The organism is Sphingobium fluminis (assembly GCF_037723805.1).
Taxonomy (GTDB): domain Bacteria; phylum Pseudomonadota; class Alphaproteobacteria; order Sphingomonadales; family Sphingomonadaceae; genus Sphingobium.
In genome coordinates this window covers 18,788-43,878 of record NZ_JBBJUK010000009.1, presented here as the reverse complement: position 1 = coordinate 43,878, position 25,091 = coordinate 18,788, and the positions used below count along the sequence as shown (strand labels likewise).

27 protein-coding genes are annotated in these 25,091 nt (G+C 61.2%); 21 read left to right on the top strand and 6 right to left on the bottom strand.

Annotation, left to right across the window (positions count from 1 at the left end; all coding sequences use genetic code 11):
• Positions 1-118: 118 nt before the first annotated feature.
• The 6 genes from WG907_RS17710 (at position 119) to WG907_RS17685 (ending at position 8,212) form a co-directional block, all read left to right on the top strand.
• Positions 119-1,348, top strand: coding sequence for a TolC family protein (locus tag WG907_RS17710; RefSeq protein WP_340234895.1), 1,230 nt, complete (start codon positions 119-121; stop codon positions 1,346-1,348).
• Positions 1,345-2,838, top strand: coding sequence for an efflux RND transporter periplasmic adaptor subunit (locus tag WG907_RS17705; RefSeq protein WP_340234893.1), 1,494 nt, complete (start codon positions 1,345-1,347; stop codon positions 2,836-2,838). Before WG907_RS17710 ends, WG907_RS17705 begins: the two co-directional genes overlap by 4 nt.
• Positions 2,835-5,978 carry an efflux RND transporter permease subunit gene (locus WG907_RS17700; protein ID WP_340234891.1) on the top strand — a complete coding sequence of 1,048 codons (3,144 nt, stop codon included), beginning with the start codon at positions 2,835-2,837 and terminating at the stop codon, positions 5,976-5,978. Before WG907_RS17705 ends, WG907_RS17700 begins: the two co-directional genes overlap by 4 nt.
• A gap of 11 nt (positions 5,979-5,989) precedes the next feature.
• On the top strand, positions 5,990-6,382 hold the full coding sequence (locus WG907_RS17695) for a copper-binding protein (protein WP_340234949.1): 393 nt from the start codon (positions 5,990-5,992) through the stop codon (positions 6,380-6,382).
• A gap of 125 nt (positions 6,383-6,507) precedes the next feature.
• Positions 6,508-7,062, top strand: a complete 555-nt coding sequence (locus tag WG907_RS17690) for a YgjV family protein (RefSeq protein ID WP_340234948.1) — start codon at positions 6,508-6,510, stop codon at positions 7,060-7,062.
• Positions 7,063-7,423: 361 nt separating this feature from the next.
• Positions 7,424-8,212, top strand: a complete 789-nt coding sequence (locus WG907_RS17685) for an EamA family transporter (protein ID WP_445326840.1) — start codon at positions 7,424-7,426, stop codon at positions 8,210-8,212.
• Here WG907_RS17685 and WG907_RS17680 read toward each other — a convergent pair.
• Positions 8,129-8,677: a thermonuclease family protein gene (locus WG907_RS17680; RefSeq protein WP_340234887.1), complete on the bottom strand. Its 549-nt coding sequence runs from the start codon at positions 8,675-8,677 to the stop codon at positions 8,129-8,131. The two genes, WG907_RS17685 and WG907_RS17680, sit on opposite strands and share 84 nt — an antisense overlap.
• Before the next feature lie 38 nt (positions 8,678-8,715).
• Positions 8,716-9,600, bottom strand: coding sequence for a DUF7146 domain-containing protein (locus WG907_RS17675; protein WP_340234885.1), 885 nt, complete (start codon positions 9,598-9,600; stop codon positions 8,716-8,718).
• Positions 9,601-9,692: 92 nt separating this feature from the next.
• On the opposite strand from WG907_RS17675, the gene WG907_RS17670 reads away from it, so the two are divergent.
• The 15 genes from WG907_RS17670 (at position 9,693) to WG907_RS17600 (ending at position 23,006) form a co-directional block, all read left to right on the top strand.
• Positions 9,693-9,983, top strand: coding sequence for a hypothetical protein (locus WG907_RS17670; RefSeq protein WP_340234883.1), 291 nt, complete (start codon positions 9,693-9,695; stop codon positions 9,981-9,983).
• 106 nt (positions 9,984-10,089) lie between these two features.
• On the top strand, positions 10,090-10,467 hold the full coding sequence (locus WG907_RS17665) for a hypothetical protein (RefSeq protein ID WP_340234881.1): 378 nt from the start codon (positions 10,090-10,092) through the stop codon (positions 10,465-10,467).
• Complete coding sequence (locus WG907_RS17660; protein WP_340234880.1) at positions 10,467-11,135, top strand: lytic transglycosylase domain-containing protein; 669 nt, start codon at positions 10,467-10,469, stop codon at positions 11,133-11,135. Before WG907_RS17665 ends, WG907_RS17660 begins: the two co-directional genes overlap by 1 nt.
• Positions 11,135-11,512, top strand: a complete 378-nt coding sequence (locus WG907_RS17655) for a TrbC/VirB2 family type IV secretion system protein (protein ID WP_340234879.1) — start codon at positions 11,135-11,137, stop codon at positions 11,510-11,512. The genes WG907_RS17660 and WG907_RS17655 overlap by 1 nt, the downstream gene beginning before the upstream one ends.
• 60 nt (positions 11,513-11,572) lie before the next feature.
• The gene (locus WG907_RS17650; RefSeq protein ID WP_046764985.1) at positions 11,573-11,917 is read left to right on the top strand and encodes a type IV secretion system protein VirB3; all 345 of its coding nucleotides are present in this window, start codon (positions 11,573-11,575) and stop codon (positions 11,915-11,917) included.
• A gap of 28 nt (positions 11,918-11,945) precedes the next feature.
• Positions 11,946-14,300, top strand: coding sequence for a VirB4 family type IV secretion/conjugal transfer ATPase (locus WG907_RS17645; RefSeq protein WP_340234877.1), 2,355 nt, complete (start codon positions 11,946-11,948; stop codon positions 14,298-14,300).
• Positions 14,301-14,397: 97 nt separating this feature from the next.
• Positions 14,398-15,024 (top strand): type IV secretion system protein, encoded by a 627-nt coding sequence (locus tag WG907_RS17640; protein ID WP_340234875.1) that lies wholly within the window; start codon positions 14,398-14,400, stop codon positions 15,022-15,024.
• The gene (locus WG907_RS17635; RefSeq protein ID WP_340234873.1) at positions 15,024-15,332 is read left to right on the top strand and encodes an EexN family lipoprotein; all 309 of its coding nucleotides are present in this window, start codon (positions 15,024-15,026) and stop codon (positions 15,330-15,332) included. The genes WG907_RS17640 and WG907_RS17635 overlap by 1 nt, the downstream gene beginning before the upstream one ends.
• Positions 15,333-15,355: 23 nt before the next feature.
• Entirely contained in the window at positions 15,356-16,366 is a 1,011-nt protein-coding gene (locus tag WG907_RS17630) for a type IV secretion system protein (RefSeq protein ID WP_046764982.1), read from the top strand.
• Between the two features lie 339 nt (positions 16,367-16,705).
• The gene (locus tag WG907_RS17625) at positions 16,706-17,398 is read left to right on the top strand and encodes a VirB8 family type IV secretion system protein (protein ID WP_340234871.1); all 693 of its coding nucleotides are present in this window, start codon (positions 16,706-16,708) and stop codon (positions 17,396-17,398) included.
• On the top strand, positions 17,395-18,240 hold the full coding sequence (virB9, locus tag WG907_RS17620) for a P-type conjugative transfer protein VirB9 (RefSeq protein WP_340234869.1): 846 nt from the start codon (positions 17,395-17,397) through the stop codon (positions 18,238-18,240). The genes WG907_RS17625 and virB9 overlap by 4 nt, the downstream gene beginning before the upstream one ends.
• Before the next feature lies 1 nt (position 18,241).
• Positions 18,242-19,423 (top strand): type IV secretion system protein VirB10, encoded by a 1,182-nt coding sequence (gene virB10, locus WG907_RS17615; RefSeq protein WP_340234867.1) that lies wholly within the window; start codon positions 18,242-18,244, stop codon positions 19,421-19,423.
• A complete protein-coding gene (gene virB11 / locus WG907_RS17610) occupies positions 19,420-20,433 on the top strand; it encodes a P-type DNA transfer ATPase VirB11 (protein ID WP_340234865.1) in 1,014 nt (337 codons plus the stop codon). Before virB10 ends, virB11 begins: the two co-directional genes overlap by 4 nt.
• On the top strand, positions 20,405-22,225 hold the full coding sequence (locus WG907_RS17605; protein WP_340234863.1) for a type IV secretory system conjugative DNA transfer family protein: 1,821 nt from the start codon (positions 20,405-20,407) through the stop codon (positions 22,223-22,225). The genes virB11 and WG907_RS17605 overlap by 29 nt, the downstream gene beginning before the upstream one ends.
• Position 22,226: 1 nt before the next feature.
• Positions 22,227-23,006, top strand: a complete 780-nt coding sequence (locus tag WG907_RS17600) for an LPD7 domain-containing protein (protein ID WP_340234861.1) — start codon at positions 22,227-22,229, stop codon at positions 23,004-23,006.
• Here WG907_RS17600 and fliE read toward each other — a convergent pair.
• From fliE to WG907_RS17580, 4 genes are read right to left on the bottom strand one after another with little or no spacing between them, the layout of a single operon-like run.
• Positions 23,003-23,401: a flagellar hook-basal body complex protein FliE gene (gene fliE / locus WG907_RS17595; RefSeq protein WP_124810865.1), complete on the bottom strand. Its 399-nt coding sequence runs from the start codon at positions 23,399-23,401 to the stop codon at positions 23,003-23,005. The two genes, WG907_RS17600 and fliE, sit on opposite strands and share 4 nt — an antisense overlap.
• 58 nt (positions 23,402-23,459) lie before the next feature.
• Positions 23,460-23,894 (bottom strand): hypothetical protein, encoded by a 435-nt coding sequence (locus WG907_RS17590; protein WP_124810866.1) that lies wholly within the window; start codon positions 23,892-23,894, stop codon positions 23,460-23,462.
• A gap of 41 nt (positions 23,895-23,935) precedes the next feature.
• The gene (locus WG907_RS17585; RefSeq protein ID WP_124810889.1) at positions 23,936-24,619 is read right to left on the bottom strand and encodes a ZIP family metal transporter; all 684 of its coding nucleotides are present in this window, start codon (positions 24,617-24,619) and stop codon (positions 23,936-23,938) included.
• Complete coding sequence (locus WG907_RS17580; RefSeq protein WP_124810890.1) at positions 24,619-25,074, bottom strand: MgtC/SapB family protein; 456 nt, start codon at positions 25,072-25,074, stop codon at positions 24,619-24,621. Before WG907_RS17580 ends, WG907_RS17585 begins: the two co-directional genes overlap by 1 nt.
• Positions 25,075-25,091 lie beyond the last annotated feature (17 nt).

Below are 25,091 nucleotides of genomic sequence, written 5' to 3'. Positions count from 1 at the left end.
CTACAGGTCGCATAGACGGCTAGGCCAGCAGTGGCGGCGGGATGCCCCCATTCCGCCGCCACTGACATGCCCGTCGTATTACGCGATGTCGGCCTGACCCTCCGATCAGGAGTTTCCCATGCGATTGTTTTTTTGCGCGCCGCTTCTTGCGGCGATTCCCGGCATTGCATTCGCCGGTCCGCTCACCTTCGAAGCTGCCCTCCAGCGCGCCCGACAGGAAGCCCCGTCGATCAAGGCCAAGGCGCTCGGCGCCGATGCCGCGCGTTCCGCGCGCGGTGCGGCCGGAGCGCTGCCTGATCCGACGCTCGGCGTAAGCGTCGAGAGCTTCCCCATCTCGGGACCGCTCGCGTTCGAGCCAAATCGCGACGATTTCACCATGGCGCGGGTCGGCGTGTCCCAGGACATTCCCAACCTCGCCAAGCGCCATGCCCAGCAGGCGCGCGCCGATAGCGACATCAAGGTGGCCGAGGCCGATACCGCGGTCGAGGCGCGCACCGTCGAGGTGAGCACCGCGCTTGCCTGGATCAATCTCGCCTACGCCGAACGCAGGCTTATGGCGCTTGATGAACTTCTAACCCGCCTAGAGCATGTGGTGGGAACGACGCCTGGCGCGGTCGCGTCGGGTAACGCTAGGCCAGCACAGACGCTTGCCGGACAGCAGGCGGTCGCGACGATGCGCGATCGCCGGAGTGAGCTGGTGTCAAACGTGGCGCGGGCACGCGCTACGCTGACCCGCTGGACAGGCGATCCCGCGCCTGAGATCGCTGGATCAATCCCGGAATTCCCGGTCGATGCGGCCAAGTTGCGTGCCGGCCTTGATCACCATCCCACCATCGAGATGATCGATGCCCAGGCCGGCCAGGCGGATGCCGATGTGCGTGTGGCCGACGCCGGCCGGCGCTCTGACTTCGGTGTCAACCTGGCCTATCAACGCCGCGACCCTCGTTTCGGCGACTATGTCTCGGCCGGCGTGACGGTCAGCCTGCCGTTCTTCACGCGCAACCGCCAAAATGCCGGGATCGCGGCGGCCCAAGCCAGTGCCGGGCGGGTCTTGGCCGAACGCGAGGCCGCGCGGCGCACGCTCGCCGCCGACCTCGACGCCGATCTCGCTGACCACGTCATGCATCATGAGCAGTGGATGCGCGCACAGGGCACGCTGCAACCGCTCGCCGAGCAGCGCGTGAAGTTGGAAACAGCAAGTTATGGTGCGGGCCGCGCCAGTCTGGTTGACGTCGCGGACGCTTATGCAGCTCTCGCCGATGCGGCGCTGACTACCCTTGATCGCGAAGCCAAGGTCGCTGCGGACGGGGCCGGATTAAACTTTACCTACGGGAGCGCACCGCGATGAGCCAAGTTACAATTACCCGCAGTCGGCTTCTTGGTGCCGCTGCTCTTCTTGTGCTCGCTGCTGGCGGGATCGGTTTCACTGTGGCCCAACATTGGGAAGGTTCGCACGATGGGGCGAGCGCGAAGCCTGCCGCGCGCAAGATTCTCTATTGGTACGACCCGATGATCCCGGCCGAACATCATGACGGTCCTGGCCTCTCGTCGATGGGGATGCAGACGATCCCCCGCTATGCAGATGGTGCGGGGGCGGGCTCAGCGGCGCCGGGGATTTCAGTTGATCCTTCCGCGTCTCAGACGCTCGGGCTGCGCACCGTCCTGGTCCGACGCGGCGCTTTGGCGAGTAGTGTGACCGCGACGGGGACGATTGATTTCAATCAGCGTGATATCGCAGTCGTACAGGCACGCACTGGAGGCTTCGTCCAGCGTGTCTATGCGCGCGCACCTGGCGACATCATCGGGGCAGGGGCACCTCTTGCCGACCTACTGGTGCCGGAATGGGGCGGCGCTCAGGCTGAATTCCTTGCGGTCCGGCGCACCGGCAACGCGACGCTGACTCAGGCGGCGCGCCAGCGGCTCACGCTGCTCGGCATGTCGTCGGGCACGATCGCCTCGGTCGAGCGAGCGGGACGGCCGCATAATGTCGTCACGATCTCCACACCCACCGGCGGGGTCATCAAGACGTTGGACGTGCGCGCCGGCATGACCATGACGGCGGGACAGACGCTCGCGGAGATCAATGGCCTCGGCACCGTCTGGCTCAATGCCGCTGTGCCCGAAGCGATCGCAGGCCCGCTCAAACCCGGACAAAGTGTGCAGGCCACGCTTGCCGCTTTCCCCGGCGAAACCTTGTCGGGCCGTGTCTCGGCGATCCTGCCCACGACTCAGGTCGACAGCCGGACGCTCACGGTTCGGATCGAGCTGCCCAATCGCGGCGGGCGGCTCAGGCCCGGCATGTTCGCGACCGTGTCGTTCGGCGGCAGTACGCAACCGGCATTGCTGGTGCCGTCCGAGGCGCTGATCCGCACGGGCAAGCGGACGTTGGTGATGCTCGCGCTCGACAAGGGGCGCTACCGCCCCGCCGAGGTACAGACCGGGCGCGAATCCGGCGGCGACACCGAGATATTGGCGGGCCTCAGCGAAGGCGAGAAGATCGTCGCCTCGGGCCAGTTCCTGATCGACTCCGAGGCAAGTTTGTCCGGTGTCGAAGCGCGGCCGATCGGAGCTGCCTCGCCAACCGCCGCCGCGAAGTCCGCGGCTATGGGCGTACTTTACGAGACCATCGGCAAGATCGAACAGATCACCGCCACTTCGGTGACGCTCAGCCATGAGCCGGTGCCCGCCATCGGCTGGCCGGCGATGACAATGACCTTCCAGCTTCCCGACCCGAAGATCGCGCGCGGCCTTAAGACGGGCGATCGTATCCGTTTCGGGTTCGATCAGCCACCGTCTGGGCCGACCGTGCGCCGCATGGCGAAGGTAGCCGGCCAGTGATCGCCCATCTCATCCGCTGGTCGGTCAGGAACCGCTTCTTCGTCCTGATCGGCGTGCTGGCCCTCATCGGCGTAGGCGTCTGGGCGGTGCGATCGACAGCGATCGACGCGCTGCCCGATCTCTCCGACACCCAGGTCATCATCCGCACCAGCTATCCGGGACAGGCGCCGCAGATCGTCGAGAATCAGGTCACCTATCCGCTCACCACGACCATGTTGTCGGTGCCCGGCGCCAAGACCGTGCGCGGCTATTCCTTCTTCGGCGACAGCTTCGTCTATGTGATCTTCGAGGACGGCACCGACCTCTATTGGGCGCGCAGCCGCGTGCTCGAATATCTCAATCAGGTGCAGGGGCGCTTGCCGGCCAGCGCCCGCAGCGCGCTCGGTCCCGACGCTACCGGGGTCGGCTGGGTCTATGAATATGTGTTGGTCGACCGCACCGGTCGCCACGACCTGTCCCAGCTTCGCGGATTGCAGGACTGGTTCCTGCGCTACGAGTTGAAGACCGTCCCCGGCGTCGCCGAGGTCGCCAGCATCGGCGGTATGGTGAAGCAGTATCAGGTGCTGCTCGATCCGGTGAAACTGGCCGCTTACGGGATCACCCACCAACAGGCGGTCGATGCCATTCAGAAGGCCAACCAAGAAGCGGGCGGCTCGGTGCTGGAGATGGCCGAGGCCGAATATATGGTCCGCGCCTCGGGCTATCTGAAGACGCTCGACGATTTCCGGGCGATCCCGTTGAAGACAGCAGCCGGCGGCGTGCCGGTACGGCTAGGCGACGTCGCCACGATCCAGATCGGCCCCGAGATGCGGCGTGGCATCGCCGAGTTGAACGGCGAAGGCGAGGTCGCCGGCGGCGTCGTCATCCTCCGCTCGGGCAAGAATGCCCGGGAAACGATCGCGGCGGTCAAGGACAAGCTCGCCGATCTCACGAAGAGCCTGCCGCCGGGGGCAGAGGTGGTGACGGTCTATGATCGTTCGCAGCTCATCGATCGTGCGGTCGAGAACCTCACCCATAAGCTGATCGAGGAGTTCATCGTTGTCGCGATCGTCTGCGGCCTGTTCCTCTGGCATGTCCGATCGGCGCTGGTCGCGATCCTGACCCTGCCATTGGGCGTGCTGGCGGCGTTCGTGGTCATGCGGTTCCAGGGGGTGAACGCCAACATCATGTCGCTGGGCGGCATCGCCATCGCGATCGGCGCGATGGTCGATGCTGCCGTGGTGATGATCGAGAACGCTCACAAGAAGATCGAGCGCTGGGAGCAGGATCACCCGGACAAGCATCTCGAGGGCGAAATGCGCTGGATCGTGATCACCGAAGCCGCCGCCGAGGTTGGCCCGGCGCTGTTCTTCAGCCTGCTGATCATCACGCTCTCCTTCATCCCCGTGTTCACGCTCGAAGGACAGGAAGGCCGACTGTTTGCGCCGCTCGCCTTCACCAAGACCTACGCGATGGCGTCGGCGGCGATCCTGTCGGTGACCCTAGTGCCGGTGCTGATGGGTTTGCTGATCCGGGGGAAAATCCCGCCTGAGCAATCAAACCCGGTCAATCGCTGGCTGTCCAATATCTATCGACCCGCGCTCGACTGGACGATGCGAAAGCCGAAGACGGTGCTGCTGATCGCGGCGCTCGCCTTTGCAACTACGGCTTGGCCGCTCACGCGCCTCGGCGGTGAGTTCATGCCGAACATGGACGAAGGCGACCTGCTCTACATGCCCTCGGCGCTGCCAGGACTGTCGGCGGCGAAGGCCTCGCAGCTGCTCCAGCAGACCGACCGGCTGATCAAGACCGTGCCCGAGGTCGAGAGCGTGTTCGGCAAGGCCGGGCGTGCCGAGACCGCCACCGACCCGGCGCCGCTCGAAATGTTCGAGACCACCATTCAGTTCAAGCCCCGCGACCAATGGCGATCGGGGATGACTCCCGAAAAACTGGTCGAGGAGCTGGACCGGACGGTTAAGCTCCCCGGCCTCGCCAATGTCTGGGTGCCGCCGATCAGGAATCGCATCGACATGCTCGCCACCGGCATCAAGAGCCCGATCGGGGTCAAGGTGTCGGGTGCCGATCTCGCCCAGCTCGATCGCATCGCGCATGACGTCGAGACGGTGGCCAAGACCGTACCCGGCGTCAGCTCGGCGCTCGCCGAACGGCTGACTGGTGGACGGTATGTCGATGTCGACATCGACCGGGCCGCCGCCGCTCGGCTCGGGTTGAACGTCGCCGACGTTCAGGCGATCGTCTCAGGCGCGATCGGCGGCGAGACGATCGGCGAAACGGTCGAGGGGCTTGCGCGCTACCCGATCAGCGTGCGCTATCCGCGTGAGCTGCGCGACAGCCTCGAAGGGTTGCGCACCTTGCCGGTCCTGACCCCGTCGGGACAACAGATCACGCTCGGCACGGTGGCGAATATATCGATCGCAGAGGGGCCGCCGATGCTCAAGACCGAGAACGCACGGCCTTCGACCTGGGTCTATGTTGATGTGCGCGGTCGCGACCTCGCCTCGGTAGTCGGCGACCTGCAACGCGCGGTGGCGAAACAGGTCAGGCTTTCGCCCGGCGTCAGCCTCGCTTATTCTGGCCAGTTCGAATATCTCCAGAGGGCAGTCGACAAGCTAAAATTGGTCGTGCCGGCAACGCTGTTGATCATCTTCGTCCTGCTCTACCTGATTTTCCGACGGTTCGATGAAGCCGCGCTGATCATGGGCACTTTGCCGTTCGCACTGACGGGCGGCTTCTGGATCCTCTATCTGCTAGGTTTCAACCAGTCGGTCGCGACCGGCGTCGGGTTCATCGCCTTGGCAGGCGTCTCCGCCGAATTCGGCGTGGTGATGCTGATCTACCTCAAGAATGCGCTTGAGGAACGGGGCGGGGCTCCCGACGCCGATCAGGTGGAAACTGCCGTGCGCGAAGGGGCGCTTTTGCGGGTCCGACCCAAGGCGATGACGGTAGCCGTCATCCTAGCGGGCCTGCTGCCCATATTGTTCGGATCAGGGGCCGGTTCCGAAGTCATGAGCCGGATCGCCGCCCCGATGATTGGCGGCATGCTGACCGCGCCGCTGTTGTCGATGTTCGTCTTGCCTGCCGCCTATCTGCTGCTTCGGCGGCCGAAAACCAAGCCCGAGTACGAACCCGTTTTACCTTGAAGGAGAAGACCATGAAGCATGCACGATTGACGATCGCCCTTGGCCTGGCCGCCTTGACTGCCGCATGTGGCAAAAAGGTGGAGGCGCCGCTCGCGGCCGAGACCAACCAGGCAGCACCCAGCGCCGCGATGAGTGGTGACATGGGCAATATGGCGATGGAGCCTTCGGCAGCCGCGCCGATAAAGGTCAAGGGGCATGGCACGGTCACCGCGATCGACAAGGCCGCCGGAATGATCACCCTCAATCATGGTGCCATTCCGGAAGCAAAATGGCCGGCGATGACGATGGCGTTCAAGGCAGCGCCGACGATCACCGATGCTGTGGCGGTCGGCGACAAAGTCGATTTTGATCTCACGCTGGTTGGCAGTGCCGGTGAGGTGACGGCGATCCAAAAGAAGCCTTGAATGGCCGATTTGATGACGGCCATTAAAGCGTAATTAACCTCGTTCCTTCACGCTTCAGCTATGAGAAAAGAGAGAGCTGAGCGCGAAACGCAGATCAAGATTGGAAGAACCGCGCGGTGGCAGTCATGATTGCCACAGCCTTCGGCTGCGTGGCTCTTTTGTGCGTCGTCAGCTGGCCATTTTTCAATGACTACCAAACGGTGGTCAAGATCCAGAGTACGGGTGCTGCCGCATTCGCGCTCTACTTCCTGATGCTGGGCTCGCCCACCGCTGCGATAGCGTGCCTCATTTCATGCTCGCAGCTCGTCATCTCCGCGTCAGTGCGCGATCGCTATGTGGTTACGAGGCTTTATGGAGCGACCCTCATTCTGTTGGCCTTCCTTTCGGTCGTGACGTGGCACGGCATCCCGTCGGCTTTGGCGTTTACTGGCAGTTCGCTGGGCAGTTTCGCGCGACTTCAAACCTCAACGACGCGGATGAAAGGCCTTTTCCTCGTAGGCGCACCGTTTTGGCTCGCCCACAATTTGATGGTCGGAGCATTGTTCGCATTGGGCACGGACATGGTCTCGTTGGCCTCGAACTTGGCGAACTTGGTGAAATTCCTCGTGCGACGGGGCGTTTCAGCGCGCGCCTCAACCTCAATCGCGTCGATTACCGAACCCGTCGCGATCTTAGCTTGATTTGCATATCTAACAACGCTCGCCGCCTAGCTACCATTGACGTACGGTGATCTCGGATAAAAAATCCTGTATGCCGCGCCTCCGTAGGATAGGTTGTTACTGACCATGATTCATATCCGGTGAAGCTAAGCTCCGGCGCGGCGCTGGCGATCCTTTCAGCTATCTTGTTCGGCGCGAGCACCCCTTTGGCCAAGCTCGTGTTGGCCAACGGGGTCAGTCCGTGGCTGCTTGCCAGCCTGCTTTATCTAGGATCGGGCACCGGGCTCGCGCTCGTTCATCCATTCCGCAAAGTGACGGGACGTGGAGAAGCAGAAGCGCCGCTCGTTCACGCTGACATGCCCTGGCTGGCCCTCGTTAGCCTATGCGGGGGGTGATCGCGCCGGTACTGCTTATGGCGGGACTAGCCAGGACGCCCGCGTCAACGGCTTCGCTGCTGCTCAACCTAGAAGGGCTTGCGACAGTTGCCATCGCCTGGCTGGTGTTCCGCGAGAATGTCGATCGCCGCCTGCTGGTCGGTGCGGCGGCAATCTTGGGCGGTGCCCTGTTGCTGTCTTGGCGGGGTGGTCCGAGCGGCGGCGGCCTTGGAATGCTGGCAATCGCTGGCGCCTGTTTCGCCTGGGGCATCGACAATAATCTCACTCGCAAGCTAAGCGGTGCCGATCCGGTGCCGATCGCCATGCTAAAGGGACTAGCAGCGGGCGTTGTAAATCTTGTGCTCGCGCTGACGCTCGCCGCATCGCTTCCGGCACTGCCGGTTGTCGCGAGCGCGGCGCTGATCGGCTGTCTCGACTATGGCGTCAGTCTGGTGATGTTCGTCCTCGCGCTGCGGCATCTCGGCACTCCCACTATCCCGACCTTCACCACCGGCACCACCATTCGCATTGAGAAGGTGTTTCAGACTGAAGGAGCGGCCAGAGTGCTATCGCGCGCGCGCCGAAATTCAAGTCCGATAATAACAGTTATGTTAAATATTTCAATATGTTCGGTTGATTTTGATATCATGAGCGGCGGTCGATTGCAAATCGCCGCCGTCTTGAGACGAGCTGCCTTCTGGAAGACGGCATTGCTATTTTCCTGGCTTACAGCCGCTAGGCAGACTGGCGCGCTCGATCGCCAATTGGCGCATTCCTTCATAATCCTGACCCCATAGCCCGCGGCGATCGCGGGCGGCGCTTTGCATCAGCTTCACATAGGCGCCACCGGAGTATCGCCGGTAATCGACAGCATAGCCTTGCGCGACCATGGTGGCAGCGAGGCTCGCCCCGTTCGCCTTGAACCGGCAGGAAAGGTTCAAGCGACCATAACTGGTCGCGGGGCTACGGCATTGCTTCTCACGCTGCAGGGCGACATCGAAGAGGCTCGTCGCGCATTCGACACCGCCGTCGCGGTCGATAAGGCCCTGCAAGGTGAGCGTGGAAGCCTGCTTGAGAGGTAGGCGGTCGTCATCGGGCGCGTCTATACCGACAATCCGCACTCGCGAGCCGGAAACGTCCAGCGTGTCGCCGTCTATAACCCTGGGGGCCGCGTCATTGAGGCGAAGCGAGACAATGCTGGCTGCCCGCTCCTTCTGCTGCGCGAGAGCATAGACGGACACCGCAGCAAACATCACGGCCATCAGAATCCGTTGATGGTTCGGCAAGCCAGGAAACAGCTTCATTGCGCGCGGATCTCGCGCAGAAGATCGTTCCAGTCGCCATCGTTGGGCGGAAGTTTGACGACGAGCTGGCGACCATTGCCCTTCATATGAGGTTCGGCCCGCTTGATCGCACGCGCCGCCTCGATCCCGTGCTGACTATAGATGATGACCTTTCGGATGCTCTCCGGAATTGTCACGGTCTGATACCGTTCGATGCCAAGGACGGGCCAGACATAGGTTTCCGGGGCCAGCATGTTCATGACGCTCGCCGCTTCCTCGACACCTTCAGCCAAACGCAGGATGCCGTCGCTAGGGATGCCACCCCAGCGCACGGCACCGCCACCCGGATTACCGAGCATCCGCTTGGGCTTAGGCACGTCGGCCTTGTCGAGACCATCGGCGCGCAGGAAGGTCCGATGGATTGCGACAACCCCGCCGTCTTCCTCCACGGGCACGATCAGAGCAGGCGCAAACGCTTTCTCTTCTCCTGCACCGAGCTGGCAGCGCGCATCGAACCGCGCATTGACCCCGACAGGGATAATCGCGCGGGCGCGCATATATTGCTCAGCCAGACTGCCCGCGAAGGGATCAGCAAAGCGCCAGATTGAGACCGCGAGCTTGTTGAAATCCCCTTTTCCCCCTTCATGGCGCTGACCGGGATCATGATCGTGCGCCGGAGCGAAGCGCCCCTTCCGCATTGCCTCGACAATGGCGTCGGACGTGCAGCCGGCAAAACAATGAAAAAGGACCGCGCGGCTGCCGACCCGCACGGAAAGGCTGGGATCGCCATCAGCATGGGCCGGGCATCGACACATCGCATAGTCGCCATGCCATTTGCCGCCGAGCTGGCGAACGATGCGGTCTGCATCGCGCGCAACGGCGTCGGGATCGCGTCCGCTCACTGGACCTCCTCTCACTTGCCACTTACCCTATGGCTAACGGAAGCAACGACTAATCACCAGTGAAAATGATAGAAATCGCTACACGGGGGAAAATGGAACTCGAACTGATCCTTGAGCGCGAGCTGACCTCACACCGCCCAGTCGCCGGGACCATCACCGACGTTCAGTTGCATCAGCGCGACGACGACGGCAAGTGGTACATCAATGTCCGGGTTAGCTGGCGCGGATCGCCCCCCTACCATGTCGCGCTCTACGATAAGAAGAGAATTCGTTTATATTCAAAGGTTTCTTCTGCAATTCGGCACGTTGTTACGGCTTATCGCTATAGTTTGGTGATCGGGGTCAACCCATCCCCTCTATGGAACGACCCATCCCGTTTCTGACGCAAAACTGTCGGTCAAACGGTGAACAGCACTTATTGCGAGTCCTTCGCAGTCTAGGCAGAGTCGAAAAAGCGATTTAAGGTGTTTTCCCAAGAGAGGTGAAAACATGCGAAATCGCTTGTCCCTACCGATCGCCGCATCCGCGTTGATGCTGTCCTCGGCAACACCGTCCCCAGCCATGGCCTCTGATGGGACATGGGCTTGCGAAGTCCTGCTCTGTGCCAGCAATCCCGGTGGCTGGATGCAATATGCGCAGTGCGTTCCACCCATCCGCAAATTGCTGCGCAGTCTGGCGTTCGGTGGCGGATTTCCGACCTGTAGCGCAGGTGGCGTTTCCAACGCGAAATACACGAAGCCGAAAAATGGTCGCCCCGGCTTTGTCGTCATGACCATGCGTGACGGGAGCCGAAATACCTACACGGTCCCCAGCGAGGCCGACATTGCGGCAGCGGAAGCCAATGCCGTCCCTGGGAGTCCGCAATAATGCAGTTCACCACGGCAGCGATCTTGGGCCTCGCGTCGCAATGTGCATCAGGCGTGGCCCCATCCACGATCGTCGCCGTCGTCCATACTGAGAGCAAGGGCTATCAGTTCGCCCTCAACGTCAACGGGGTCGCCCGCCAGCCCGCTCGCCCCACCAATGCTGGCGATGCGGCAAGGGTGGCCCGCGCGTTTATCGCGCAGGGCTACTCCGTGGATCTCGGCCTCGGCCAGATAAATTCAAACAACATGGCCGCGCTGGGTCTGACATGGGATAATGTATTCGATCCCTGCACGAATATCGGCGCTGCTGGGAAGGTGTTGGCGGGCAACTATCACCAGGTCCGCGACGGAAGGCCGCCACAGGAGGCGCTCCGGGTCGCGCTGTCCATGTATAATACCGGCTCCACGACGCGAGGTTTTCGCAACGGCTATGTCGGCCGCGTGCTGAGCAACGCCGGCGTCGCGGAGGGAATCTCGCCCGTTGCCTATCGCCCAACGGCTCCCGATGCGCAGATCAACCCGCCCCACACGATGCTGGCCGATTTGGTTGCCGAAAACACGCCCGATCACAGTCCAGCTCGAACGGCACCACCACCACCCCCGGCTTGGGATGTGTTCTCCCGAGCCGCTTACGATCGTGCGCGCAACGCGGAAACAGGAGGAAGCTGATGAAATCTCTCGCATCAAGGGACACCCCCACATCGTCTGTGCGATCCAAATTCCAGCGGATCGTAGGGGCGGCTTCGCCGCAACAGCGCAAGACGGCAACGATCGCCGCCACGGTCGCGATCGTCGGCATCGTCACAATTGCGACACCGGACCCTGCCTATGCCCAATCCGCCAATTTGGAGGGCTTTGCCAACAATGTGCTGGGCTTGCTCAGCAACGGCCTGCTGCGCGCGCTGGCGGTAATTGCCGTCATCATTGCTGGCGCGGGATGGCTGATGGGCAGGGTCAATACCGGCGCGCTGGTGACGGTCATCATCGGCATCGCGATCATCTTCTCCGCACCGTGGATCGTGGATCAGATCGCAGGCTCGGCCTGATGACCTCGCGGCCCGATCCCGGATCGGGCCGCCGCAACCGTCGCAGCAAGGGAGGCGGCCATGGCCGATGACAGAGAAGATATAGCGCGCAACACGCTGTTCCTTGCCGTGACACGGCCTGCCCTGTGGGCGGGCATTCCGATTGAAGCGGCAGTGCCTATCCTGCTGGTGTCGGCTATCGTCCTGATCGGGACCAACAATCCGATATATGCGCTCGTCACGGCGGGGGTCTGCTATGGCCTGGCCCGGCTTGTCGTGCGTCAGGACGTCAACGCCTTTCGGCTGATGTTCCTCTTTTTCCGCACCAAGGCAGCGAACCGCAACCGTACCTTCTGGGGTGGATCGAGTTACACCCCCCTCCCCCTCAAGGGCATAGCTCGCAAAGGGTTCGGCCGCCGTGGCTAGGATGGAGCGCCTCTCGGCCCAAGTGCCCATGAAAGTGGCTCTCAAGGAAGTCCTTCCGACGAAGTTCCTCCCTTATGCGCGTCACATCAATGAAGAGATGATCGTTCTCGATTCCGGCGCGATCATGCTCACTTTCGAGTTACAGGGTCGCGCCTTCGAGACTGCCGATGTCCGCGACCTCAACGACTGGCATTCCAAGCTCAATGGGATGCTGCGCAACCTGCATGACGATCGGCTTTCGGTCTGGTCGCATCTGGTCAGGGCGCGGGTAGAGCAATATCCCGGCGGCAATTTCCGGTCGAAGTTCGCCCGCGATCTCGATGCTGCCTATTTCGCGCGCGTCAATCAGGAGCGGATGTTCATCAACCGCTTCTTCGTCACCATCCTCGCGCGCCCTGCGGTGCATGGTGCTGACAAGCTGATCCATCTCTTCCGTTCCAAGGCCAAGATCCAATCCGCTGCCGATGCGGTGGATGACGATCTGATCGAGTTCCTTGAGGACAAGGCGCGCGATTTTGAAAAGCTGATGGCACGCTGCGAACCGCGCCGCCTCGCTATCTATGGGCATAACGGCCTGAAATTCTCCGAACCCCTCGAAGTCGCGGAAATGGTGATGACGGGACGCCATCGGCGCGTGCCGATCATCCGTGGCCATCTGGGCAGCGCTCTGTATCGGCAGCGGGTCATTTTCGGCGGCGAGACAGTGGAAGTGCGCGACGCCGATCGCAGCTCGTTCGGAGGCGTGTTCGGCATTCGGGAATATCCGGCCTTCACCACGCCCCGCCAGTTTGAGTCCCTCCTGGCCGTCGATTTCGGCTTTGTCCTCACGCAGTCCTTCACCTTCCTGAGCCGCGCCACGGCGGCCGAGCGGTTCCGCCTGCGGCAGCGGCAGATGGAGAATGCCGACGATCGGGCAATCAGCCAGATGCATGATCTTGTCGATGCCGCTGACGATCTCATGTCGAACCGCTTCGTGCTGGGCGACCATCATTTTACGCTCGCGGTATATGGCGGGAGCCTCAAATCCCTCCGCGATCATATGTCGATCGCGCGAGCGGCCCTCGCCGATACGGGCATGGTGGCGGCGCGCGAGGGGGCGGCCTTGGAAGCGGCCTATTGGAGCCAGCTCGTCGGTAATTTTGCGTGGCGCGCACGGCCAGCACCGATCACGTCGCTCAATTTCGCAGCCTTCGCGCCGTTCCATACCTATCCCGCAGGGAGAGCGACCGGCAATCATTGGGGGGATGCTATTGCGCTCCTCAAGACAAGCGCGCGAAGCCCGTATTTCTTCAGCTTCCACAAGCGCGATGTCGGCCACACGATGGTCATCGGTCCTACGGGCGGCGGAAAGACTGTCCTTCTCAACTTCCTGATGGCTCAGGCTGAAAAGACCGGCGCACGGCAGATTTTCATCGATAAGGACCGGGGCGCACAGATTTTCGTGCTGGCCAGCGGTGGCACCTATCTGACGTTGGCCAATGGCACGCCCACCGGCTTCGCACCATTGAAGGCCCTGGCCGATACGCCAGAAGATCGAGCATGGCTGTCGCTCTGGGTTCGTCAGCTCGTCCGTGCCGAAGGTCGACCGATCTCGGTACAGGAAGAAAGGCGAATCGATGATGGCATTGCTGCCGTCATGAAATTGCCCTCGGCCGCGCGATCCCTCGATGCGCTGCGCACGATGCTCGGCATGGCCGACGAAGGCGGTGTTGGGGCGAGGCTGGAGAAATGGACCTCACGCGGCGCGCTGGGGTGGGCGTTCGATAACGCAGAAGATGAAATGGCGCTCGATGCCCGTTTCATCGGCTTCGACATGACCGATTTCCTCGACAATGCCGATATCCGCGCGCCCCTGATGCTCTATCTGTTTCACCGGATCGACAAGATGTTGACCGGCGACCGCACGATGATCGTGATAGACGAGTTCTGGAAAGCGCTCGGCGACAACGCATTTCGTAGCTTCGCCCAGGATGGGTTGAAGACATATCGTAAGCGCAATGCGCTGATGGTGTTCGCCACCCAATCTCCCGGCGATGCGCTCAAAAGCGACATAAGCCATTCGATACTGGAGCAGGTGGCAACCAAGATCATGCTGCCCAACCCGAACGGGCAGCGCCGTGATTATATCGATGGCTTCTCCATGACCGAAGCCGAATTTGCGCTGATCCGCGAAGAGCTGTCGCCAGAGTCGCACAAGTTCCTGGTGAAACAGGGGCATGATTCAGTTGTAGTGGAGCTGGACCTGACGGGCCTCGACAATGAACTGGCTGTCCTGTCGGGCCGCGCGGAAACCACCGCTGTCGCGTGTGACGTAATCGCAGAACACGGCCGCGATCCTGCTGTCTGGCTCCCGATTTTCCACAACCGCCGACGTTCAAGTTGAAAGGAGAAGTCTCATGACGGCTAGGAAACTTCGCTCCATCGTAATGGGAGCCTCGTTGGTGGCGTGCATGGGTTCCGCACACGCGCAGGGTATCCCTGTGACTGACACGCGCAGCTTGTTCCAGCAACTTGAGCAGGTTCGCCAAGGCGTCTCTATGCTCGCGCAGGGGGCCGACCAGCTCCAGCAGGCCCGCGATCTCTATCGAGATTTGAACAAGGCAACGGACATCGGGCGGGTTGCGGATAGCCTCCGGACCGACGCCATGCGCGAATTGAACGTGTCCTCGGGCAGCCTCGATGGATACGCCAACGGCGACCTCAACGTGATCGGCCGCCTTCGCGGTCGCTCCGATAGCGTTTTTCAGGGGCTGATGGGACAACTGTCCCCGGATACCTCCGAGAGCGCGCGGGCAAACTACGAGATTGGTGCCCGCCAAGCCGCCGTCACCGCAGGTTTGGCCGGGTCGGTAGGAGATTCCGTTACGAGCCGCCGCGAGGGTTTGGAGGAACTGCGTTCGCGACTAGCCAGCTCCAATTCTGCTGCCGAGCGCGCGGACATGACCGCTCGCCTCCAATTGGAACAGGCGCAGATGTCGAACGATATGATGGCCCTGCAGGCCGTCGAATTGCAGCGCCGGGCTAAGGCTGAGGCCGACTATCAGGGCTATGCGGCCCAACGACAACAACAACTCGCCAAATTGAAAGCACAGGCGGGGATTGACTGATGCGCCGCTGCTTAGGCCCTTTGGTTCTGACGCTTTTGGCTATCGCGGGCTGTTCGCCCTCCGAAAAGTCGCAAAAGGGGGAGGATCTGCGATCCGACATACCTCTTCGGACGATCCTGTATCTGTCGGAACATCCAGACGAGGCTAAGGAAATTCAAGCAATGTGCGATCGGTGGAAGGGGTCGCAACGCCCGATCTCTAGCTGGCCGTCGGTCGTCACCCAGAATTGCAACAACGCCGACGCTGCACGGCTCCGCAACCTTCAGCGCGATCAGCGCGAACGCATGAAAAAGCAGATGGGCATCTGATGATGCGGCAGGGCTGAAGAGCGATGGATTTTCCGATCTTCGAGAGCATGATGAATGCGGTTGATGGTGCCCTCGCGGGCATCATTGCACTGTATTCCTCGGTGATCGGCATCATCTCCGGTCCCCTCCGGGTCGGCGTCACCATTTACATCATCCTGTTGGGGGGCGCGATACTCAGGGGAGCGGTTCAGTACCCCGCTCGCGAATTCGTCTATCGCACGCTGAAACTCGCCGCACTTACATGGGCCGTCAGCTCACTTTATGGAGCATCGGTCGGTCTCTTCACGATGAACGGACTTCCGGGGCAATTCGCCAATGCGCTTGGCGGCGCTGATGTGGGTGGTCTTGGTGGCTACTTCGATACGCTTCTACAGGGCGCATTTCGCGCTATCACCAAAATAGAAGAAATCGTTCAGGCCCACACTGACGCAGCAGGTGTGAACCTGATTGGCATGCCCAATAACATTGTAGAAATTATCCTTGCTGCTTTTGCCAATCTGGTAATCCTTTTCGTCGCTTTGCTATCCTGCGCACTCGGCTTCACGATCTGCGCCTTCGCGCTGTTTGCACTCGCTCTGCTAGCTGTCGTGGGACCGCTATTCGTTGCAGCTCTTCTATTTGACTCTACGCGGGGCTGGTTCTTCGCATGGCTAGGGTCCGCCATCAGCTACATCATGCTGGTTGTGTTCGCGCTGCTGGTCACACTGTTCATTTCGCAGACCACTGACACATTCATTAATTCGATCACAAATGACGATGAAGTTTTGATCGCCGTGCTGAAGGCCCTGTCGTTCTACGTCTTGGGCTTCTTTTTCTTCCTGCAAATCCCAAGCCTCGCGTCGGGCCTGGGTGGCGGTGGCCCTGCCCTAGCAGCACAATTTGCCAACGCCGTTACCGGAAACCTGGCCCCAATCGCAGGCCGTACAATGGCTGGTGCGCCCCTTAGCGGCGCGCGCGCTGTTGGAGCCGGCGCGCGTCGGTTGGGTGGGGGGACCGGCAGTGGGACCGGCGGAACCCTGACGCGGACGAGATAGGAGAAATGCCATGAATTTTGCCAAGGCGCTCGCACCAATAGCCCTTTTCGCACTCTCAACGCCAACGCCGGTTCTTGCGGCCAAGGAAGCCAAAGTTCCGCGTTGCAACGGGCAATCGAAACGGCCTGCTAATCCCTATGGCACCATTCTCCCGACCCTGCCCGCCCGAAGTCCGTCAGGATCGGCAGCTCAGCCCACGCAACTCTTTCCATCATCTGCCGCGCCGGACGCCAATGGTCCTGCGTCGCGGAATGATAGCGGCGTGCCGCCGATCAGCGCAGCTTCGCCACTTCCAGCCAACAACGCGGCTTCCCAGCCCGTTTATGCGAGCTGCTGACAATGGCGATCGGGGTCAAAGACAGCGCTGAGGATCTGAAGGCATATTTTGCCGAAGCCCAAAGCTGGGATCGGGAACGCTTCGTTGCGGCAGATCGGTCTAAGCGCGTCGCGTGGATTGTCGCTGGCGGTGCCAGCATCATAGCCGTCGTCGGTGTCGCCTCGGTGGCGATGTTGTCGCCGCTCAAGACCGTGGTGCCCTATGTCGTCACCGTCGATCGATCCACGGGCGCGACCGAAGTGACCCAGCAGCTCCGGGGTGACAAAACCATCACCTATGACGAGGCGGTGCGGAAATACTTTCTCGCCAGCTATGTCAGGGCGCGCGAGGGCTGGATTCCGCAGGCGCGCCAGGAGTTTTTCAATCAGGTTCTCGCGCTCTCCGCGCCGGAAGAACAGCGCCGGTGGATCACCTTCTACAAGAAGGATAATCCGGATTCACCCCAGAACCAGCTCACCGCCAGCGATGCGGTGTTCGTTGCCGTCAGGGCCGTATCCTTCATCTCGGCGAACGTAGCCCAGGTCCGCTTCACCAAGCGGCTTGAACGCGATGGTCAGGCTACCGAGACCCCGGCCATCGCGACCATCACGTTCGACGTACTGTCGAAACCAGAATCGGAAGCGGGCCGCTACGCCAATCCGCTCGGCTTTCAGGTCAAAGCCTATCGCGCGGACGTCGAAGTAGGTGGAAAATGAGACAGCTTCACATACTCGGGGCGGCGATGATGGCAACGGCGCTTCCGTCGCCCGCCAGCGCCGAAAACACTCCCCGCCCCGTCACCGCCGATCATCGGGTCCGGGAAGTCAGTTATAGTGACCAGAATGTCATCGCGATCCGCAGCGCCTTCAGGACCGCGACGCAGATCGAGTTCGCGCAGGGCGAGGTCATCAAATTCGTGGCCATGGGCGATACCGTCTCATGGGAAGTCGCGCCTGCTGAAAACTCGTTGTTCATCAAGCCGCGTGAGCGGGCGGGCGGAACCAACCTCATCGTCGTGACCGACTATGCCGGCCAGAAGCGCAACTACACCTTTGCCCTGTCGGCGGTTGCCAACGGTCGCGCTGCCGAGACATTCTACAAGGTCCGCATCCGTTACCCGGAACAGGAGGCGGCAGCCCTACGCGAAGCGGCTGCTCGCCGCCAGCTAGCCCAAGTCCTCGCGCAACAGAACGGCGCCATCAAGGCTGCGTTGGATCTGGGCGTTCTGGAAGGCACCCGCAATCTCAATTACACCGTGCAGGGATCATCCGAGATTCAGCCGTCCGAAGTCAGCGACAACGGACAATTTACGGTCCTGCGTTTTCCCAATCAGCGGGAAATCCCTGCCATCTTCACGGTGAATCCCGATGGCAGCGAGGCCACCGCATCGTTCGATGTCAGGGACGAATTCGTCGTGATCCACGGCATCTTTCGCGAATTGCGACTGCGCCGGGGCAAGGTGGTCCTGTGCATCTACAACGAAAAGCCGAGCTTTTACGGCCGCGATCCGAAGACGGACACAGCCTCCGAAGTGGTGGAACGGCAGACGGAGGATTGATGTGAGCGATAAAAGATTTGACGTCGATGCCACACCGGACATGGACGAAATCGATCGCGAAGCTCCCGCGGTCGATCGGCCTAACCGCATCCCCTCCCTCAAGTCGTTTCAGTGGGACACCAAAAAGATGATCGTAGCGGGCGCGCTGGGCGGCTCGCTGCTGTTCGCAGCCCTGACGATCGCTGCTGGCGTGGGCGGAAACAACAAGATGCCGGACGTAAAACCGAAGCCACCCGCTCCGGAAGTGCCCTATGATCCGAAGACCGTGATCGCACCGACGCTCCAGTCGGCCGCGCAAGACCCGAACGCTCCGGTCCAGCTTGCTGGGGAACAGGTGCCAGCGATTGGTCCAGGTGGTGTCCCGTCAAATGGCGCGCAGTCGGCTGAGGCGACGGCGGCGCAACGCCGTATCGCCGAAGCTGAGGAATTGCGGAATACTGCACGGCGATCCACGCTCGTCGCCTATAATGGCTCATCAGGCCAACCGATCGCTGATCGTCATGCAGGCATGGGAGGTGAAGGAACTCAGTCCTCTGGACCGGAAAGTGCAGCCCGTGAAGCGACGCCCCTAGATGATCTCAAGCGCACATCGGCCATAGGACGCACGACGGCGCGCATGATCGGCGATCGCAACTATCTCGTAACCGCCGGTTCGATCATCCCCTGCACCCTTCAGACCGCGATGGACAGCAGCGTGCCAGGCTATGCGACCTGCATCGTGCCTCGCGACATCTATTCGGACAACGGCCGCGTCGTCCTTATGGAAAAGGGCACGCGGGTATTTGGGGAGTATCAGGGCGGCCTCAATCGCGGCCAATATCGCCTGTTCGCCATGTGGAGCCGTGCTGTCACGCCACGAGGCGTATCGATAGATATAGCGTCGCCGGCATCCGACAGTCTCGGCCGCGCCGGGGTTGGCGGAAAGGTCGATCGGTTCTTCTGGGATCGCTTCGGCTCGGCACTGTTGTTCAGCGTGCTGGAGGATGGGGCCTATGTCGCATCCACCGCAGTCGGTCGCGCGGGAAATAATGTGACGCGCGTTCCGTCGGATTCCGCATCGACCATTTTGCAGGACACCCAGCAGATAAAGCCCGTTCTGCGGGTCGCGCAAGGCACCGACCTTGCCATTACCGTGGCGCAGGATTTCGACTTCAGCCAGGTTTACGGGTTGGGCCTGAAATGAGCGTCACTGCCTTCCGCAACACTGCGGTCCTCGATGACGCGATGCAGCCTTTGCGGAAATATCTCGATGATGAAGAGGTGACGGAGGTTGTAATCAATCAGCCCCTTGAGGTGGCGGTCGAACGTAAAGGCGGTTGGACCTGGGCCGTGGAAGAGGAACTGACACTGCCACGCCTCAACATATTGGCGACGGCCGCTGCGGCGTTCACATCGCAGGATGTCACGCGCGAAAACCCGATCTGCTCCACGATCTTTCCGACAGGCGAGCGCGTACAGATTGTCGCCCCGCCCGTCGCCCCAGATGGAACGGTATCCATCACGATACGCAAGCCGTCGACCAAGACTATGAACATGGCAGATTTCGAAGCCAGCGGCCTGTTTACGGAAACGAAGGTCGCGGCGCGGGGCATGACTGAAAACGAAGATCGGCTGCTCGTCCTCCTCGGTGAGGGCCGACACGTCGAGTTTTTCGAGCTGGCAGTTCGCAGTCGCCTCAACATCCTGATTTCAGGTGCCACGGGATCGGGCAAGACGACATTGGCGAAAGGGCTGATCCAACTCATTCCCGAGGATGAGCGACTTCTAACCATCGAGGATACGCGCGAGCTGGTCGTCCCACATCGCAATGTCGTCCACATGACCTACAGCAAGGATGGCCAGGGCACTGCCAAGGTGACGGCCAAAGAGCTGTTGGAAAGCGCATTGCGTATGCGGCCCGACAGAATTTTGTTGCAGGAACTCAGGGACGGCACCGCCTTCTTCTATCTGCGCAACGTCAATAGCGGCCATCCCGGCTCAATCACGACCATTCACGCCGCATCGGCAGAACTCGCCTTCGATCAGCTAACCTTGCTGGTCAAGGAGAGCGAGGGCGGCGCGGATCTCGGCCGCGACGACATTCGCTCGCTACTGAAGATCCTCGTGGATGTCGTGGTGCAGATGAAGAAGGTGCAGGGGAAATTTCGCGTGACGGAGATATATTATGACCCCGCAGGGCGGCACGCAGCCTAGCCGGGGAGTGGCCTTGGCGATCGGGATTCCGATTGCGCTGCTCCTTCTCTTCCTCACCGGCTCGATCATCGCATGGTTTGTCCTGGGGCTGCCAGCCTCCGCTTACGACCCGTTAAAAATGCCAGCATTCTTCTGGTATTATCGAGGCGATCCCGTTGTTCTGAAGGCCGTTGCCGCCGGGCTTGCTGCCGGGTCGCTCCTGTCCGGCCTCCTGCTGTTCTGGTTCGTGATGCGCAAGCCTCCGCTACACGGTGCCGCCCGCTTCGCCAGAGAGGGTGAAATCAGGCGCGGCGGATTCCGCGGTGATGATGGGATTGTGCTTGGCAAAAAATCAGGCCGCTTCCTGATATTTTCCGGCAACGAACATTGCATCGTGGAAGCCCCTACCCGGTCGGGCAAGGGCGTGGGGATCGTCATCCCCAACCTGCTGAGCTGGACCGGATCGGTGGTCATTCTCGATGTGAAAAGAGAAAACTATGAGGCGACCGCAGGGTTCAGGGCAAAGCATGGCCAAGCGGTTTATCTGTTCAATCCCACCGATCCCGACGGGAGAACCGCTCGCTATAATCCCCTAGCCTACATCGACAGGGCCAATCCCGACCAGGCTATCATTGAGCTTCAGAAGATAGCGACCATGTTATTCGTTCCCCCGGAACGAGGGGAACCGTTCTGGACGGATTCCGCCCGAACGGCCTTTGTGGGCGTGGGTGCCTATCTCGCACAAGCCGATGCGCCCTTCACGATCGGGGCGATCTATCGCCTCATGACGACAGGCGACACGCGCGGATATTTCCGCAAGGTTTTGGAGGATCGCTCGCTCCGGCTTTCCACGGGGTGCCGCAATGCGCTTGCCGATTTTACATTAGGCGCTGACAACACCTTTGCGGGCATTGTCCAGACAGTCACCTCCAAACTGAGCCTCTGGCTCAATCCCCGCGTGGATGCCGCTACCGAAGAGAGCGATTTCGATCTTCGCGAGCTGCGGATGCGACCAATGTCGATCTACCTCGGCGTATCGCCGGACGAACTGGATCGGGTGGCACCGCTCTATAATTTGCTTTTTCAACAGCTCATCGATCTCAACGTCCGTGATCTCCCCGATGATCGGACTCCGATAAAGGTGCTGGTGCTGCTGGATGAGTTTGCCCGGATCGGCCGCGCCCAGGTGATCGCGAGCGCGTTTTCCTATGTCGCTGGGTATGGCATCCGCTTGTTGCCGGTTATCCAGTCCCGATCCCAGCTTCGCGCCGTCTATGGGGAGCATGTAGCTGACGAAATCGTATCAAACTGCGGTGTCGAAGTAGCCTTCACCCCCAAAGAACTCCGCGTCGCCAACGAACTGTCAGAACGGATTGGATATGTGGGTCAGGAGGCGGTGACGCGCTCGCTGACGATCCACGGCATCCTTGCAAACCGATCCAAATCGATGTCCGATCATCGGCGCGCGCTCTTGCTTCCGCAGGAACTGATGCAGTTTCCAGCAGACGAACTGCTGCTGATGAGGGGCGGCATGCCACCGATCCGGGGAGACAAGATCCGCTATTTTGCCGACGGCCATTTTACGCGACGGCTTACGCCTGCGCCGATCGTCGTGCCCATCCCCCGGCGCATCCGTGAGGATGAGGATCTACCTCCGTGCGTGCTGCCCGATGCGGACCAGCTCGCCAATCCCGATCCCGAAACATTCGCGATGGATTGTGTCGTTATCTCCGACTTCCCCGACATGCTGATCGATGTCGAAGCAAAGCAACGCGGCCACGAAAGAGTAGGTTTGATCGAACAGGAGCGATAAAATGGCTGAGAATATGAATTCCACGGATAAGTCCGAAGAGACGGCTCGCCGGCGCGCCAGCGTCGAAATGCCACAGGAACTGGAATCGCGCTTCGTTCGGGTCGGGAACAAACTTTACCGCAGCGCCCATGATAAAGCCCCCGTCGCAACGATATCGCCAGACCGGATCAAAGCCCGCGACGCGAGCGCCCTCCCCGATCTGGTGCGGCTCGCTAAAGCGAATGGCTGGACCTCTCTCAAGATCAATGGCGATGCCGATTTCAAGCGAGCGGCGTATCTCGCGGCATCTGCGCAGGGCCTGACCATTGATGGTTACAAGCCCGATGCGAAGACCTTGGCAGCAGCCGAGCGCGATCGGGCACGACAGCCCTCCACTTCCCCTTCCCGGAACAATCCGCGCCACGCCGAAACGCCGGCAAATGCCGCCGCCAACAAGAGAACGGTCAGCCAGGTCCGCGACAATAAGGAGAAGCCAGACCGCATGCAGGATCTCGCCGAGCGCTTCCGTCGGCAGTCACATACGGAGAACGCCAATGATCCCGGCCTGCGTCGGGCGCAAAGTTATGTCGCGCAGGCCATGACGATAGCCAGCAGCAGGTTTCCGCAGGATACCAAGCAGCAAAAGGCTTTTGTCGACCAGAGGAAGGAAGAGGTGGCAGGCAGGATTGAACGGGGAGAGCGCATCGCCGGTGTGCAGGTCCGTCAGCAGCAGGACGAACGCATCCGGGCCATCCAGCAGAACCAAATCCTGCAAAGGCAGCGAACGCCGAGCGGCCGCTAAATCTGCATGTTCATGATATCCTTATATGCGGCGAGCAGCTTGTTGCGGATTTGAAGCGTTGCCTCGAACTCGATATCCGAACGCGACTTCATCAGCATCACCGCCGCTATGTCGGTCGTTTCTCCGCGCTCATAGGCCTCGGTCGCCACATCCTCCTGTTCCATAGTCTCGTTCACGCTGGCGATCGCGGAGCGGACGCTATCCGTTGGGGAAGGCTGATTGACCGTCAATGCCGGTACGCTGGTTGCGGTGGCACTAAGTGCGCCCTGCAGCTTCGCGGCGAAGGCCTCTGCCGCTTTCGGATCGATAGTGGCCGGTGCCGTCGCATTGCGGATCGCGGCATTGCGTTGAATTATAGCATTGCGAGCAGCCAGAACTCTATCGATGTCCGTCATGATGGCCTCCCTGCCGATGCGGGTGCTGCGAGCTGAGAATGGATATGCGGGAGCCTCGTCACTTGGTGGCCTCCTGCTTGCGCTGAGCGAACATCGCCCTGAAATATTCGAAGGTGCCCGTGGCCTTCAGGGTCACGGTCACTCTGCGACCCGTGAAATTCCGGAGGCCGATGCCGTAGAAGCCGCCATGTGCGGCCTTGAACTGTTGTTCGCCGTCACTGGACAGCCCGATCGCCAAGATGCTCGGCGTCTCATGTCCGCTCTCGACATGATAGCGATAGCCAAGGTCGGCACCGTCGGTCTGCCAGGAGAGCGCCATGCGGTCCCCAGACTCAAGATATCCGTTGACCTCTTGCGATCCCCCCGGCTCGACAATGATGGTGAGATTGACGGTCTGCGGCATGGAATGCGGCGTCGGCGCCGCCACGAACCTGACGAAAAACACCATCGTACCGATCAGCACGGCAACCAAAGCTGCCAACTGAACTGCCATTACAGAGATCCGGCGAGCGCGCGGTCTGTTAGCAGGGGCGATCACATCAACTCCTCCAACAGGAGGAGTCCGAGATAACCAACGAAAAACATTGCGCTGACAAGAGGGCTGTCGGGCCGTTCATGCGCCTCGACCAACAATTCCTCTGTTACGAGGTAAAGCAGAGCCACCATGCCGAAGCTCAAAAAACCAACGATGATGGTTGGAGGAAACAGGGCAACCGGCGCTGCTATCCATGCACCAAACGGTAGGAGAAGGCCCAAGGCGGACGTGATGCCCACAATGCGCCATCGCGAAACGATCGTTTCACCAAGCTCGGCCGTCACCGTCAGCCCCAAGAACAGGACTTCAAGCGTCAGGGCGACCGTCAACAGCAACCCGGCCTTTTCGCCAGCGAGAAAGGCCAGCCCCAGAACGAGGCCGTCGACAAGAATATCGATCCCGACCGCACCAAGCATTGCCACTGGCCCCTTGGCTCTGCCCTCCACCACCTTGAGCAGGAGCATGACGCCTAATCCGACCAATCCGCCGATCAGCGTGGCTACCGGCGAAGCGCCATGTTTGATCTGCGGAAGAACCTCCGATGCCGCCGCTGCAAAGACAACGCCCGCAGCCAGGTGCTGCATCCCGCTTACAAATGTGGGACCGGGGCGTCGAACGACCGACAGCACCGCCCCTATGATGACGGCCGTAAGCGGGATGAGGGTGTAGAGTATCGCCGACATCATGCCTTCTCCGGGGACGCGCTGCTGTCATGTGTCGCGCGCTTCAAAGGGCGAGAGCCGCGCAAGGTCAGGAACGTGGTCAAGCTGAGGACGACAGCGATGTCATAAAGGCCGTATCCTACTGCGGCGCCCAGCGCGCCGGTCGCCCAAAGGCTGGCGGCGGTAGCAGTGCCCGACGCTTTGCCGCGATGCTTCAGGATCGCGCCGCCACCGATGAAACCGACGCCGGTAATCAAGCCTTCAAGGATTCGGGCCTGCGCAGGCGACGTCCGACCAAGGATAGCGATGCCGACCAGCACGAATCCGCAACTGGCGATGGCGACGAGAGGAAAGGTGCGGATGCCTGCGCTCCGCTCATCCTTTTCCCGGTCCCACCCCACCGGCAGCGCTAGCGCGTAGGCTGCGCCCAAGCTGAGGATGTGGGTGGCGGTCTCCCACCATGACGGCGCGATCAGCATCATCGCGGCCATGT

Excerpts from the sequence above, each read along its gene's own strand:
- WG907_RS17710 (WP_340234895.1), top strand. The coding sequence starts at position 119 with ATGCGATTGTTTTTTTGCGCGCCGCTTCTTGCGGCGATTCCCGGCATT.
- WG907_RS17705 (WP_340234893.1), top strand. The coding sequence starts at position 1,345 with ATGAGCCAAGTTACAATTACCCGCAGTCGGCTTCTTGGTGCCGCTGCT.
- WG907_RS17695 (WP_340234949.1), top strand. The coding sequence starts at position 5,990 with ATGAAGCATGCACGATTGACGATCGCCCTTGGCCTGGCCGCCTTGACT.
- WG907_RS17690 (WP_340234948.1), top strand. The coding sequence starts at position 6,508 with ATGATTGCCACAGCCTTCGGCTGCGTGGCTCTTTTGTGCGTCGTCAGC.
- WG907_RS17685 (WP_445326840.1), top strand. The coding sequence starts at position 7,424 with ATGCGGGGGGTGATCGCGCCGGTACTGCTTATGGCGGGACTAGCCAGG.
- WG907_RS17680 (WP_340234887.1), bottom strand. The coding sequence starts at position 8,677 with ATGGCCGTGATGTTTGCTGCGGTGTCCGTCTATGCTCTCGCGCAGCAG.
- WG907_RS17670 (WP_340234883.1), top strand. The coding sequence starts at position 9,693 with ATGGAACTCGAACTGATCCTTGAGCGCGAGCTGACCTCACACCGCCCA.
- WG907_RS17665 (WP_340234881.1), top strand. The coding sequence starts at position 10,090 with ATGCGAAATCGCTTGTCCCTACCGATCGCCGCATCCGCGTTGATGCTG.
- WG907_RS17660 (WP_340234880.1), top strand. The coding sequence starts at position 10,467 with ATGCAGTTCACCACGGCAGCGATCTTGGGCCTCGCGTCGCAATGTGCA.
- WG907_RS17655 (WP_340234879.1), top strand. The coding sequence starts at position 11,135 with ATGAAATCTCTCGCATCAAGGGACACCCCCACATCGTCTGTGCGATCC.
- WG907_RS17650 (WP_046764985.1), top strand. The coding sequence starts at position 11,573 with ATGGCCGATGACAGAGAAGATATAGCGCGCAACACGCTGTTCCTTGCC.
- WG907_RS17645 (WP_340234877.1), top strand. The coding sequence starts at position 11,946 with ATGAAAGTGGCTCTCAAGGAAGTCCTTCCGACGAAGTTCCTCCCTTAT.
- WG907_RS17635 (WP_340234873.1), top strand. The coding sequence starts at position 15,024 with ATGCGCCGCTGCTTAGGCCCTTTGGTTCTGACGCTTTTGGCTATCGCG.
- WG907_RS17630 (WP_046764982.1), top strand. The coding sequence starts at position 15,356 with ATGGATTTTCCGATCTTCGAGAGCATGATGAATGCGGTTGATGGTGCC.
- WG907_RS17625 (WP_340234871.1), top strand. The coding sequence starts at position 16,706 with ATGGCGATCGGGGTCAAAGACAGCGCTGAGGATCTGAAGGCATATTTT.
- virB9 (WP_340234869.1), top strand. The coding sequence starts at position 17,395 with ATGAGACAGCTTCACATACTCGGGGCGGCGATGATGGCAACGGCGCTT.
- virB11 (WP_340234865.1), top strand. The coding sequence starts at position 19,420 with ATGAGCGTCACTGCCTTCCGCAACACTGCGGTCCTCGATGACGCGATG.
- WG907_RS17605 (WP_340234863.1), top strand. The coding sequence starts at position 20,405 with ATGACCCCGCAGGGCGGCACGCAGCCTAGCCGGGGAGTGGCCTTGGCG.
- WG907_RS17600 (WP_340234861.1), top strand. The coding sequence starts at position 22,227 with ATGGCTGAGAATATGAATTCCACGGATAAGTCCGAAGAGACGGCTCGC.
- fliE (WP_124810865.1), bottom strand. The coding sequence starts at position 23,401 with ATGACGGACATCGATAGAGTTCTGGCTGCTCGCAATGCTATAATTCAA.
- WG907_RS17590 (WP_124810866.1), bottom strand. The coding sequence starts at position 23,894 with ATGGCAGTTCAGTTGGCAGCTTTGGTTGCCGTGCTGATCGGTACGATG.
- WG907_RS17585 (WP_124810889.1), bottom strand. The coding sequence starts at position 24,619 with ATGTCGGCGATACTCTACACCCTCATCCCGCTTACGGCCGTCATCATA.